The sequence below is a fragment of the Streptomyces roseolilacinus genome, from assembly GCF_014649335.1.
Taxonomy (GTDB): Bacteria; Actinomycetota; Actinomycetes; order Streptomycetales; family Streptomycetaceae; genus Streptomyces; species Streptomyces roseolilacinus.
The window spans coordinates 530,927-543,245 of record NZ_BMSV01000001.1; the positions used below are offsets into that span (position 1 = coordinate 530,927).

The window sequence follows — 12,319 nt, forward strand, 5'->3', positions numbered from 1 at the left end:
CCTCCGTCCGGGGGAGGCGGGGCCGCCTCGTGCACGGGGCGCCCGGCCCGGCCGCGGCTCAGCCGGGGAGCGCCCCGCCCAGCAGCGGCCCGACGGCGGGCAGGTGCGGCGCGCTGGTGAGCGAACCGGTCACCGACCTCGTGTCGACGGGCGCGAAGTCCGCCACCTGCGTGGCAGCCCCGTTGTCCAGCGGGTCCACGCCCGTCCCCGCCAGCGGGTTGACCTTCAGGTGCTTCACCGGGGCGACCGTGTGCGGGACCGCGCCGGTCAGGGCCCGCGCGGCCGTCACGGCGCCGCCTTCCCGCGAGTCGGCCGCCTGGGCCGGGCCGCCGGCGGCTCCGAGGGCGGCGCCCAGGGCCGACACGGTCAGTCCGGCCTTCAGCAAGGGGTTCATGGGATTTCCTGCCTGGAGGGTGCTCGGTCGGGCACACACCGTAGGGGAGGTGTGATGCTCGATACCACGGGTCTCCGGTGGGATCCCCCTACCGGGTCAATGGTTCACACTGGTGTCCCGTGAGTTCCCAACCGATCCCGACCCGCGTCGTGCTGCTCGCGGGCCCCTCAGGCTCCGGCAAGTCGTCCCTCGCCGCCCGCGCCGGCCTCCCCGTGCTCCGGCTCGACGACTTCTACAAGGAGGGCGACGACCCGACCCTGCCCCTCGTCGCGGGCAGTACGGACATCGACTGGGACTCCCCCGGGTCGTGGGACGCCGACGCGGCGGTCGCCGCGATCGCCGAGCTGTGCGCCACGGGCCGTACGACGGTTCCCGTGTACGACATCTCCACCAGCTCCCGCGTCGCCCGCGAGACCCTGGACATCGCGCGCACGCCGCTGTTCGTCGCGGAGGGCATCTTCGCGGCCGACATCGTGCGCCGCTGCGAGGAGCTGGGCGTGCTGGCGGACGCGCTGTGCCTGCGCGGCCGGCCGTCCACGACGTTCCGCCGCCGGCTGCTGCGGGACCTGCGCGAGAGCCGCAAGTCGGTGCCGTTCCTGCTGCGTCGGGGCTGGCGGCTGATGCGGGCCGAGCGGTCGATCGTGGCCCGGCAGACGGCGCTGGGCGCGTACCCGTGCGCCAAGGACGAGGCGCTGGGCCGGCTGGCCGCCGCGGCGGCGGGCCGGCACCGCAGCCCGAGGGCGCCGGAACCGGCGTAGGGCGGGCGCGGCGGAGGCCGGCGGGAGGACCGCGGACGAGCCGGACGACGGCCGCGCGGGTGAACTGCCGGAAGGACCGGGCAAAGGCGTGCGCCGGACAAGCCCCCCAGCTTGTCCGGCGCAGGTGTTCCCCCCGTGGTACCCCCCTTTTTTTGCGTTCCCCCGTGTTCCCCCCGCGGGGTCCCCCACGTCCCCCGTGGGTCCCCCGGTCCTTCCCGCGGGTCCCCCACGTCCCCCGTGGGTCCCCGCCCTTTCCCGTGGGGTTCCCCCCACGTCCCCCGTGGGTTCCCCCCGCGCCCTCAGGCCACGAGCTGGCCGAAGGACTCCTCCTGGTCACGGCCGAAGCTGAGGACCTCGTCCTCGCGCAGCCGGCGGAGCGACCGCCAGATGCTCGACTTCACCGTGCCGACGCTGATGTCCAGGATCTCCGCGATCTCCGGATCGGTGCGGCCCTCGTAGTAGCGCAGGACCAGCATGGTGCGCTGCAGTTCGGGCAGCCGGGCGAGCGCCTGCCAGAGCACCGCGCGCAGTTCTGTGCCGCGCATCGCGTCGGAGTCGCCCACCGTCTCCGGCAGCTCCTCCGTCGGGTACTCGTTGAGCTTGCGGCGCCGCCAGGCGCTGATGTGCAGGTTGGTCATCGTGCGGCGCAGGTAGCCGCCGACCGCCGCCTTGTCGCTGATCCGGTCCCAGGCCCGGTACGTCGAGAACAGCGCGCTCTGCAGCAGGTCCTCGGCCTCGTGCCGGTCGCCGGTCAGGTGGTAGGCGGTGGCGTACAGGGAGGCGCGGCGCTCCTGGACGTAGGCGGTGAACGCGGCTTCCGCGTTCCCCTTCCTCGCCGGGGCCCTCCGCTCCCCCGTGGCCTCCCCGTACGCCCTTCCCCCGTCAGACAGGGCGACCATGTAAGGCGCCTTGTGCTGACGCCCGGCGCCGCGAACGCACCCCCGCCCGTTCACGGCGCCGGACTTCTCGGTGCTCCGCGCGACATCGTGGAGACGCGTGACAACTGCGTTCGAGGTGGTGCTGTGCTGCACTGCGTTCATCACGCCCCCCTGTCGTCGTGGAGTCGGTTCGTCCGTGTGGAAAAAAGACTGCCGAGGGGAGTTCATGACGGTGTCCGCCGACTGTCACAGGCGTGTCACAGGGGCCCGTGACGTACCGGTCCGGTACCGGAAGGGGCCGTGGGAGCGCTCCACGGGTCGAACTCGTCTCCCCCCATGGGACAGAATGACGCCGTGCCTTTCCTGTTGCTGATCGAGGACGACGACGCCATCCGCACGGCCCTCGAACTTTCGCTGTCCCGTCAGGGCCACCGTGTGGCCACCGCGGCGACGGGTGAGGACGGCCTGAAACTGCTCCGGGAACAGCGGCCGGACCTGATCGTCCTGGACGTGATGCTGCCCGGCATCGACGGTTTCGAGGTGTGCCGGCGCATCCGGCGCACGGACCAGCTGCCGATCATCCTGCTGACCGCGCGCAGCGACGACATCGACGTGGTGGTCGGCCTGGAGTCGGGCGCGGACGACTACGTCGTCAAGCCGGTGCAGGGGCGGGTGCTGGACGCCCGGATCCGTGCCGTACTGCGGCGCGGGGAGCGGGAGACGACGGACTCGGCGACCTTCGGGGCGCTGGTCATCGACCGGTCGGCGATGACGGTGACGAAGAACGGCGAGGAGCTCCAGCTGACGCCGACCGAGCTGCGGCTGCTGCTGGAGCTGAGCCGCCGGCCGGGCCAGGCGCTGTCGCGGCAGCAGCTGCTGCGGCTGGTGTGGGAGCACGACTACCTGGGCGACTCGCGTCTGGTGGACGCGTGCGTGCAGCGGCTGCGGGCGAAGGTGGAGGACGTTCCCTCGTCACCGACCCTGATCCGTACGGTGCGCGGCGTCGGTTACCGGCTCGACGTCCCCGCGTGAGCATGCGTGAGGAACGGGACGGCACGTCGAGCGGTGCCGCGAAGGGCGGGCGGAGAGCGCTGAGCGCGGGGAAGCGGTGGACGAGTCTGCGGGTGCGGCTGATCATCGTGTTCGGCCTGGTCGCCCTGACGGCGGCCGTGTCGGCGTCGGGGATCGCGTACTGGCTGAACCGCGAGGCGGTGCTGACGCGTACGCAGGAGGCGGCGCTCGGCGACTTCAAGCAGGAGATGCAGAACCGGGCGGCCGCGCTGCCGCTGCGGCCCACGGAGGAGGAGCTGCGGCGGACCTCCGAGCTGATGGCCGCGGGCGGCGGCGGGTACAGCGTGGTGCTGCTGGGCGAACGGGACGCGGGCAAGCCGATCGTCGGCGCCTCGGACCCGGACCGGTTCACGCTGAGCGACGTGCCCGCGTCGCTGCGGGCGGCGGTGGACGAGGAGCAGGAGCTCACGGCCGGCAACAGGCACTCGTACCACGTGTTCTGGCTGCGGACGACGCTGCGCGGCACGCCGTACCTGGTGGGCGGTACGCGGATCATCGGCGGCGGGCCGACCGGGTACATGCTGAAGTCGCTGGAGCCGGAGCGGCAGGACCTGAACTCGCTGGGCTGGTCGCTGGGGGTGGCGACGCTGCTGGCCCTGCTGGGGTCCGCGCTGCTGGCGCAGGTGGCGGCGACGACGGTGCTGAAGCCGGTGCACCGGCTGGGCGAGGCGGCGCGGCGGCTCGGCGAGGGCAAGCTCGACACGCGGCTGCGGGTGTCCGGCACGGACGAGCTCGCGGAGCTGGCGCGGACGTTCAACAGCGCGGCGGAGAGTCTGCAGAAGAAGGTCGCGGACATGAGCGCGCGGGAGGAGTCCAGCCGCCGGTTCGTGGCGGACATGTCGCACGAGCTGCGGACGCCGATGACGGCGCTGACGGCGGTGACGGAGGTCCTGGAGGAGGAGCAGGACAGCCTCGACCCGATGGTCGCCCCGGCGGTGTCGCTGGTGATCAGCGAGACGCGGCGGCTGAACACGCTGGTCGACAACCTGATGGAGGTCACCCGGTTCGACGCCGGTACGGCGAGGCTGGTCCTGGACGACGTGGACGTGGCCGACCAGGTGACGGCGTGCATCGACGCGCGGGCGTGGCTGGACGCGGTGGAGCTGGACGCCGAGCGGGGCATCGTGGCGCGGCTGGACCCGCGGCGGCTGGACGTGATACTCGCCAACCTGATCGGCAACGCGCTCAAGCACGGCGGTTCGCCGGTGCGGGTGTCGGTGCGGACGGTGGACGACGACCTGATCGTGCGGGTGCGGGACCACGGGCCGGGTATCCCGGAGGACGTGCTGCCGCACGTCTTCGACCGGTTCTACAAGGCGAGCGCGTCCCGGCCGCGGTCGGAGGGCAGCGGGCTGGGGCTGTCGATCGCCATGGAGAGCGCGCTGATCCACGGTGGTGACATCACCGCGGCCAACTCGCCGGACGGGGACGGCGCGGTGTTCACGCTGCGGCTTCCCCGCGACGGTTCGGAGGTCGCGGCCCGCGACGGGGGCGCCGGGGAGGGTGGCCCCGCGCGCGGTGGCGGGGACGGCCGCGGCGGCCGAGGGAACGACGGTCCAGGGGATGAGGGACAGCACAGTGGCGAGCGGGATACGCGTGCCTGACACCGGTGGGCGGACGGCGGACCGGGCCCCGGGCCCACGGCCCGCCGGGGGTCCGGCAGCCCGCCGGTGGCGGGCGCTGGCCGGGGTGGCCGCGCTGGCGGCGGTGACCGCCGGGTGCGGCATCCGCACGACGTCGGTGCCGGTCGACGCGGGCGGGGCGCCCTCGCGGGTGCCGTGCAGCCTGTCGGAGACGAGCGCGGGGACGACGGCGCCCGACGCGGGGATGCCGGCGCGGGTGTACCTGGTGTGCGCGTCGGGCCTGGAGGCGGTGGACCGCACCGTACGGCCCGGGGACGGCACGTCGGCCGGGGCGGCGCGGGTGGCCACCGCGCAGGCGCTGCTCGACGCGATGCGGGAGCAGCCGTCGCAGAGCGAGCGGCAGGCGGGCTTCACCACCTACGTGGAGGGGCCGCTGACGGTGGCGGCGGGCCGCGCGGGCGACCCGGAGGGCGCGCTGCGGCTGAGCCGGCAGCCGGAGGACCTGCCGCCGGCGGCACTGGCGCAGATCGTGTGCACGTACGGGGAGGCGGACGTGACCTCGGTGCGCGGCGCCGTGGTGCTGGGCGGGCCGGGGAAGTACCCGGTACGGCGCTACGTGTGCGACGAGAGCGTCAAGGAGCGCCCGGAGTCGGCCGTACCGACGCAGGCTCCCTGACGGGGCGCGGGCGGCCGCGCCGGGCGGCCCGCGCCCCGGAGGCGGAACGAGCCAAAAGCGGGAAGGCGGAACCGATCCTGCCGGTGGCCGCGTCTTGGGGGGCGTGCAGCGTCAAGGTCCGGGCGGCATGGCCGCCATCCGCTACCGCGTGGCGGGGCTCGCTCTTCTCTCCGTCCATCTGGTGCTCGTGGGGTGGCTGACGCTGCGACCGCTGGACGTGATGTGGGTGACGGCGGCGAATCTGGAACCGCTCGCCGGGATCAGGGCCGATCTGGCGCTGGGCCCGGTCGAGGCGGTGCGCCGGATCGGTGAGGGGCTGGTGCTGCTGGCGCCGCTGGGCGTGCTGCTGCCGCTGGCGGACGCGCGGCTCGACGTGGCGCCGTGGGCGTCGCTGGTGCGGACGGTGGCGGCGGGGGCGCTGGTGTCCCTGGGGATCGAACTGCTGCAGACGGCGGTGCCGGGCCGCGTCGTGGACGTGGACGCGGTGCTGCTGAACACGGCGGGGGTGGCGCTGGCGCACCTGGCCGTGGTGCCGGCGTTCCGGGCGCGGCTGCGGCGCAGGATGTCCGCGCCGGGCGGCACGGCGGGCGGGCCGCGCGCCGGTGGGTGGTCCGTCCCGGGGAGGAAGCGTCCGCAGGGCGGGGCCCTTCGCCGGGAGGACGGACCCCAGGGGGCTACCCCGAGGATTCCCAGGGTCGGGATCGCCCCGTAGTCCGATGCTTTGTCCGGGGTAGGCGGGTGAGGATGGAGTCATCGGAAGCCCGACGGCGGCTTCCACGAAGCACCTCACGAAGGAGCCCACCATGGCCGCACTTGCCCGCCCCCGTGACGGACGCGTGATCGGTGGAGTGTGCGCGGCGCTGGCACGGCGCTTCGGCACCTCGGCGACCACGATGCGCGTGATCTTCGTGGCGTCGTGCCTGCTGCCGGGCCCGCAGTTCCTGCTGTACCTGGCGCTGTGGATACTCCTGCCGGCGCAGAAGTCCGCGACCCCGGCCTGGTAGCGGCCGCGGTCCCCGCCTCCCCGCCTCCCCGCCGAAGCCCCTCCCCCCGACACGACGGCGGTGGGCGCGCCCCTTCCGGGCGCGTCCACCGCCGTCGTACGTCGTACGGGTCGGGGGGCCGGTTCAGCCGAGGCCGGCGGAGACCGGGGAGGTGCCCTCGACGGGCAGGCCGCCCAGGAGCTTGGTGACCGGGTCGTGCGGGGTCTTGGTCGGGACCGCGGAGGCGGCCTGGGCGACGGTGTCGAGGGCGCCCTCCAGCCGGGTGGCGGCCCTGCCGTCCGGGCCGCCGGGCAGCGCGGAGGCGACCAGCCCGACCGGCAGCGCCTGCTTGGCGGTCTTCAGGGCCGAGTCGGTGGGGAGCGTGGTGAGCGCGGAGGCGCTGCCGGCGGCGGAGACGGCGAAGGCGGCGCCGAGCGCGGCGACACCGAGGGTCTTGGCAGCGGAGTGCTTCATCGAAATTCGTCCTTGCGGGAAATCGGGGATGAGCAGCTCCGCAACCTAGCCACCGCGCGGCTCGGCCCGCAAACACGGAGGACGGCCCGGAATTCCCCGCGCCGGCCGTCCCCGCCCGTCGGCCGTGACGCCGTGTCAGTCCTCTTCTCCAGAAGAGGCGCTGGTGGTGGCGGTCTGACTGAACAGCCATTCGGACTTCAGTTCGGCGTATCCCGGCTTGATCACATCGTTGATCATCGCCAGTCGTTCGTCGAAAGGAATGAACGCCGATTTCATCGCGTTGACCGTGAACCACTGGATGTCGTCGAGCGTGTAGCCGAAAGCCTCGCTCAGCAGCTCGAACTCGCGGCTCATGCTGGTACCGGACATCAGCCGGTTGTCGGTGTTGACGGTCGCCCGGAAGTGGAGGCGGCGGAGCAGGCCGATCGGGTGCTCCGCGTAGGAGGCCGCGGCGCCGGTCTGCAGGTTGGAGGTCGGGCACATCTCCAGCGGGACGCGCTTGTCGCGCACGTACGCGGCGAGGCGGCCCAGCGCGACGGTGCCGTCGTCGGCGACCCGGATGTCGTCGATGATGCGGACGCCGTGGCCCAGGCGGTCGGCGCCGCACCACTGGAGGGCCTGCCAGATCGACGGCAGGCCGAACGCCTCCCCGGCGTGGATGGTGAAGTGGTTGTTCTCCCGCTTCAGGTACTCGAACGCGTCGAGGTGCCGGGTGGGCGGATAGCCGGCCTCGGCGCCCGCGATGTCGAAGCCGACCACACCCACGTCACGGTGGGCGTTGGCCAGTTCGGCGATCTCCAGGGCACGGGCGGCGTGCCGCATCGCGGTGAGCAGGGCACCGACACGGATGCGGCGACCGCTCTCGCGGGCACGGCGCTCACCCTCCCGGAAACCGTCGTTGACGGCGGCGACGACCTCGTCGAGGGTGAGACCGCCCTCCAGGTGCTGCTCGGGGGCGTAGCGGACCTCCGCGTACACGACACCGTCCTCGGCGAGGTCCTGCGCGCACTCGGAGGCGACCCGGAAGAGGGCCTCACGGGTCTGCATGACGGCACAGGTGTGGGCGAACGTCTCCAGGTACCGCTCCAGGGAACCGGAGTCGGCGGCCTCCCGGAACCACCTGCCGAGCCGGTCCGGCTCGGTCTCGGGCAGGGCGTCGTAACCACCCGCACGGGCCAGGTCGACGACCGTGCCGGGGCGCAGCCCCCCGTCGAGGTGGTCGTGGAGCAGGACCTTCGGGGCGCGGCGGATCTGGTCGGGGGTGGGGAGGGCGGGGTTCTGACTCGGCATCTTTTTATTCTGGGCTCGTTCCGCCTCCGGGGCGCTTTCAGCGGGTGTCGGGAAGTCGACCGTGCTCGGCCCCTCGTTCCTCGGGGCCTGCGCGCGCTCGTCTTCCCGACACCCGCGCGCCCCTTCGGCTCCACGAGCGGCCCAATGGGGCACCCTCCCCCTCCCCGGCACAGGGCGTGGCCCCTCCGCACACCCGCGCGCCCCTTCGGCTCCACAAGCGGCCCCACATGGCACCCTCCCCCACCCCGGCACAAGGCGTGGCCCCTCCGCACACCCGCGCGCCCCTTCGGCTCCACGAGCGGCCCACGTGGGCACCCTCCCCCCTCCCCGGCACGGGGTCGTGTCCCTCCGGTCGTGTGAACGGCTCACGGGGGCGTCCTCCCCTCCCTGCGCAGGTGGGCCCCTTCGCTCGTGTGAGCGGTCCGACGGGGGATCACTTTCCGGCTCTGTGGGGCAGGTGGGACCGGAGGGGGGAGCGGGGACACCCGATACGGAACGGTGACCGCGTGTACGGGTGGCGTACACCTCGTCTTCTGAGACTGTTCTGCCATGGCACACCACGTACTCGTAGGTCCGGGCCGCGCCCGGCAGCCCCGCCTGGGGCGGGCCGTAGGGGGTTCGGATTCGGCGGCGACGGTCGGCGGGGTGGTGCTCCTCCTCCCCGACGGCGCGCCCGAGTCGGCACGCCGGCCCTCGCCGCTGCACCACGCCGCGCTGCTGCCGCTGGCGCGTCGGCTCGTGCGGGCGGGGCGGGACGAGGGGCTGGCCGCGCACGTGGTGCGCTACCGGGGGCGCGGCTGGAACGGCACCGACGCGCAGCTCGCGGCGGACGCGCGGTGGGCGGTCACCGAGGTGGTGCGGCGCCACGGCGACGTACCGGTCTGCCTCGTCGGGCACGGCATGGGCGGACGGGCCGCGCTGCGGGCGGCCGGGCACGCGGCCGTGGCGTCCGTGCTGGCGCTCGCGCCGTGGCTGCCGGAGGACGACGTGGCCGCCGAGCCGGAACCGGTCCGGCAGCTGGTGGGCCGCCAGGTGATGATCGTGCACGGCACGACGGACGCCGCCGCCCACCCCGACCTGTCGTACTGGCTGGCGGTGCGGGCGAAGAAGGCGAACCGGTCGACGTGCCGCTTCGAGGTCCACTCCGACGGGCACGCACTGCGCCAGCACCACGACGAGGTCCTCGCCCTGGCGGCGGACTTCGTGCTGGGGTCCCTCTTCGACCGCCCGTACACCCGCCCGGTCACCGACGCGTTCGCGGCGCCGCCGCCGCTGGGCCTGCGGATGCCGCTGGCGGCCGGGTTCGGGCGCTCGCTGCGGCCCTGACTCAGTCCTCCCTCGGGTCGCGGCGCGGGTCGGGTTCGCCGCCGGCGATGGTGTCGGCGTACTCGGACGGGTCGAGGGTGCCCCGGCGGTCCGGGTTGATGCCGGGACTGCCGCCGGGCTGCCCGCCGCCGGTCGTGCCGTAGCCGCCCGGGACACCGGGGACGCTGTCCGCGTCGGCCTCCTCGCGCGCGATGTGGCGGGTGGCGCGGACACCGGGGCGGCGCTCGGGGTGCGGATAGCTGAACGGCCGCGACGCCGCCCGCTCCTCCTCCGCCCGGCGGGCCGCCTCGGCGGCCTCCGCCTCGTGGCCGCTGCGCTGGTCCACCCGACGCTCCCGGTCCGCGTCGTCCGGCCGTACGGGGTTCTGGTCGTCGTTCCTGGTCATGGCCGCCGGGTACCCGGCGCGCGCCGCCCGATGCCGCACGGCGCCCGCCTACTGCTCGGAGACGCCCAGGAGCCTGCCGCGGCGCGACAGCAGGAACTTCTTGAACGCCGCCACCGGAGGCGTGTCCGGGCGGCCCGCCTGCCAGGCGACGCCGATCTCGCGGACCGCGCGCGGCGCCGTCACCGTCAGCTCGACGACGCCCGGGCGGGGCACCGCGGGCGGCGGCAGCAGGGCGACGCCCAGACCGGCCGCGACCAGCCCGCGCAGCGTCTCCGCCTCCTCGCCCTCGAACGCGACGCGCGGCCGGAACCCCGCCTCGGCGCACAGGTCGTCGGTGATGCGGCGCAGCCCGTACCCCGGCTCCAGGGTCACGAACGCCTCGTCGGCCGCCTCCGCGAGCCGGATGCGCTTGCGGCCGGCCAGCCGGTGGTCGTCCGGCACGACGAGCCGCAGCCGCTGCTCGTCGAGGCGGCGGGCGGCCAGGTCCGGGGCGTCGGGCACCGGCGAGGTCAGGCACAGGTCCAACTCCCCCGCCCTGAGCCGTTCGATCATCGCCTCGCCGTAGTTCTGGACGAGCGTGAAGCGGACCTTCGGGTGGTCGACGCGGAACGCCCGCAGCAGACCCGGTACGGTCTCCGAACCCATCGTGTGCAGGAAGCCGAACGCGACGCGCCCCGCCGTCGGGTCGACGTCGGCGCGCACGGCCTCGGCGGCCCGCTCCACCTCGCCGAGGGCCCGCTCCACCGACAGCAGGAACGTCCGGCCCGCCGGGGTCAGCGACAGGACCCGGCCCTTCCGCGCGAACAGCGTGACGCCCAGGTCCTCCTCCAGGCGCGCCACGGCCCGCGACAGCGTCGACTGCGGGACGCCCGTCTCCTGCGCGGCCCTGGTCACGTGCTCGTGGCGGGCCACGGCCGCGAAGTACGCCAGGCGAGGCGCGAGCAGCAGGCCGATTTCTTCTTCGTTACTGTTCAGTGACAGCCGGGGCTGTGACCTGTACTCATGCACCATGGGAACGATTAAAGCCGTTCCATGCATTGGACGCATGAACCGGGCGCTCCGTACGGTCGAGGCATGTCTCCCGCCAGTACCAAGGCGTCCACGACGACCGTGGACGCCGACACGCGCCTCGCCCCCGGACGCCCCGGCCACCGCCGGATGAGCTTCGCCCTCTTCGCCGCCGGTGTCGCGACCTTCGCCCTCCTCTACTCGACCCAGGCCCTGCTCCCGGCCGTCTCCGCCGACTTCGCGGTCACCGCGTCGGCCGCCAGCTGGACCGTCTCCGCCGCGACCGGCGCGCTCGCGCTGTGCGTGCTGCCGATGAGCGCCCTGTCGGAGCGGTTCGGCCGCCGGGCCGTGATGACCGGCTCGCTGGTGACGGCCGTCGCGGTGGGCCTGCTCGTGCCGTTCGCGCCGAACCTGGAGTGGCTGGTCGTGCTGCGCGCCGTCCAGGGCGCGGCCCTGGCCGGGGTGCCGGCGTCGGCGATGGCGTACCTGGCGGAGGAGGTGCGGCCCAGGGCGCTGGTCGCGGCGATCGGGCTGTTCGTCGCGGGCAACAGCATCGGCGGGATGAGCGGCCGCATCGTGACCGGCTGGGTGGCGCAGCTGTGGGGCTGGCGGGCGGGGCTCGCCGCCGTGGGGCTGACGGCGGTGGCGTGCGTCGTGGCGTACCGGCTGCTGCTGCCGGCCGCGCGGCACTTCGCGCCGTCGCCGCTGGACCCGCGCGCGATGGCGCGGACGGTGCGCACGCACCTGTCGGACCCGCTGCTGCTGCGGCTGTACGCGATCGGCGGGCTGTTCATGACGGTGTTCGGCGCCGTGTACACGGTGATCGGCTACCGGCTGGTGGAGGCCCCGTTCTCGCTGCCGCAGGGCGTCGTCGGGTCGGTGTTCCTCGTGTACCTGGTCGGTACGGCGTCGTCCGCCGCGGCCGGCAGGCTGGTCGGGCGCATGGGGCGGCGCGGGGCGCTGTACCTGGCGGTGACCACGACGGCGGCCGGTCTGCTGCTGTCGCTGGCCGGGTCGCTGGCCGCCGTGCTGGCGGGCCTGGTGCTCATCACGGCGGGGTTCTTCGCCGGCCACGCCGTCGCCTCGTCGTCGGTGAGCCGCGCGGCGACCACCGGCCGGGCGCAGGCGTCGGCGCTGTACCAGTCGGCGTACTACCTGGGCAGCAGCGCGGGCGGCACGCTCGGCGCCGTCGCCTACCACGCGGGCGGCTGGTCGGGCACGGTCCTGCTGGGCCTGGTCGCCGTCCTCGGCGTCGTCTCCCTCACCCTGTACGGCACGCACCGCGCGCGCGTGGCGGAGCGGACACGGCCGGAGTCCGGCCGCGCCCGCCCGGCGGGGCGGCGGAGCGCGGTCGTCGCGGCGGGCGGGCCCCGCTGAGGCGCGCGCCGGCGGTACTCCGTCGCGCTCCGTGCCCGCCGGTCCGCTCCGCGTACTGCTCCCATAACGGAAAAGAGTCGGCTCTTGACGTAACCACCCCTTCGCACCGAACGTCC

The 12,319-nt window shown here is 74.3% G+C and carries 14 protein-coding genes; 8 read left to right on the top strand and 6 right to left on the bottom strand.

All coding sequences use genetic code 11. The annotated features are described in order from the left end of the window. Window positions 1-58 precede the first annotated feature (58 nt). Window positions 59-394, bottom strand: coding sequence for a hypothetical protein (locus IE106_RS02350; RefSeq protein WP_189529530.1), 336 nt, complete (start codon window positions 392-394; stop codon window positions 59-61). A 119-nt stretch (window positions 395-513) separates the two neighbouring features. Here IE106_RS02350 and IE106_RS02355 point away from each other — a divergent pair, with 119 nt between their 5' ends. Continuing rightward, window positions 514-1,152 carry a hypothetical protein gene (locus tag IE106_RS02355; protein ID WP_189529531.1) on the top strand — a complete coding sequence of 213 codons (639 nt, stop codon included), beginning with the start codon at window positions 514-516 and terminating at the stop codon, window positions 1,150-1,152. 299 nt (window positions 1,153-1,451) lie between these two features. On the opposite strand, the gene IE106_RS02360 is transcribed toward IE106_RS02355, so the two are convergent. Continuing rightward, window positions 1,452-2,192: a SigE family RNA polymerase sigma factor gene (locus IE106_RS02360; RefSeq protein WP_189529532.1), complete on the bottom strand. Its 741-nt coding sequence runs from the start codon at window positions 2,190-2,192 to the stop codon at window positions 1,452-1,454. 192 nt (window positions 2,193-2,384) lie between these two features. On the opposite strand from IE106_RS02360, the gene afsQ1 reads away from it, so the two are divergent. The 5 genes from afsQ1 to IE106_RS02385 all read left to right on the top strand — a co-directional run bounded on the left by afsQ1 (window position 2,385) and on the right by IE106_RS02385 (window position 6,364). Further along, a complete protein-coding gene (gene afsQ1, locus IE106_RS02365) occupies window positions 2,385-3,062 on the top strand; it encodes a two-component system response regulator AfsQ1 (protein ID WP_189529533.1) in 678 nt (225 codons plus the stop codon). Window positions 3,063-3,064: 2 nt separating this feature from the next. Then, on the top strand, window positions 3,065-4,705 hold the full coding sequence (locus IE106_RS02370; protein WP_189529958.1) for an ATP-binding protein: 1,641 nt from the start codon (window positions 3,065-3,067) through the stop codon (window positions 4,703-4,705). Next, window positions 4,698-5,360 (top strand): hypothetical protein, encoded by a 663-nt coding sequence (locus IE106_RS02375; RefSeq protein WP_229839943.1) that lies wholly within the window; start codon window positions 4,698-4,700, stop codon window positions 5,358-5,360. The genes IE106_RS02370 and IE106_RS02375 overlap by 8 nt, the downstream gene beginning before the upstream one ends. 127 nt (window positions 5,361-5,487) lie before the next feature. Beyond that, entirely contained in the window at window positions 5,488-6,072 is a 585-nt protein-coding gene (locus IE106_RS02380; RefSeq protein WP_189529534.1) for a VanZ family protein, read from the top strand. Window positions 6,073-6,163: 91 nt separating this feature from the next. Continuing rightward, the gene (locus IE106_RS02385) at window positions 6,164-6,364 is read left to right on the top strand and encodes a PspC domain-containing protein (RefSeq protein ID WP_189529535.1); all 201 of its coding nucleotides are present in this window, start codon (window positions 6,164-6,166) and stop codon (window positions 6,362-6,364) included. A gap of 123 nt (window positions 6,365-6,487) precedes the next feature. On the opposite strand, the gene IE106_RS02390 is transcribed toward IE106_RS02385, so the two are convergent. Together IE106_RS02390 and IE106_RS02395 are read right to left on the bottom strand one after the other, a co-directional pair. Beyond that, window positions 6,488-6,817: an ATP-binding protein gene (locus tag IE106_RS02390; RefSeq protein WP_189529536.1), complete on the bottom strand. Its 330-nt coding sequence runs from the start codon at window positions 6,815-6,817 to the stop codon at window positions 6,488-6,490. A gap of 135 nt (window positions 6,818-6,952) precedes the next feature. Next, window positions 6,953-8,107: an adenosine deaminase gene (locus IE106_RS02395; protein WP_189529537.1), complete on the bottom strand. Its 1,155-nt coding sequence runs from the start codon at window positions 8,105-8,107 to the stop codon at window positions 6,953-6,955. Between the two features lie 549 nt (window positions 8,108-8,656). On the opposite strand from IE106_RS02395, the gene IE106_RS02400 reads away from it, so the two are divergent. After that, a complete protein-coding gene (locus tag IE106_RS02400; protein WP_189529538.1) occupies window positions 8,657-9,433 on the top strand; it encodes an alpha/beta fold hydrolase in 777 nt (258 codons plus the stop codon). Window position 9,434: 1 nt separating this feature from the next. Here IE106_RS02400 and IE106_RS02405 read toward each other — a convergent pair whose 3' ends face one another. Continuing rightward, entirely contained in the window at window positions 9,435-9,818 is a 384-nt protein-coding gene (locus IE106_RS02405) for a hypothetical protein (protein ID WP_189529539.1), read from the bottom strand. Window positions 9,819-9,866: 48 nt separating this feature from the next. After that, entirely contained in the window at window positions 9,867-10,829 is a 963-nt protein-coding gene (locus IE106_RS02410; protein WP_189529540.1) for a LysR family transcriptional regulator, read from the bottom strand. Between the two features lie 63 nt (window positions 10,830-10,892). On the opposite strand from IE106_RS02410, the gene IE106_RS02415 reads away from it, so the two are divergent. Further along, entirely contained in the window at window positions 10,893-12,203 is a 1,311-nt protein-coding gene (locus IE106_RS02415) for an MFS transporter (protein ID WP_189529541.1), read from the top strand. Window positions 12,204-12,319 lie beyond the last annotated feature (116 nt).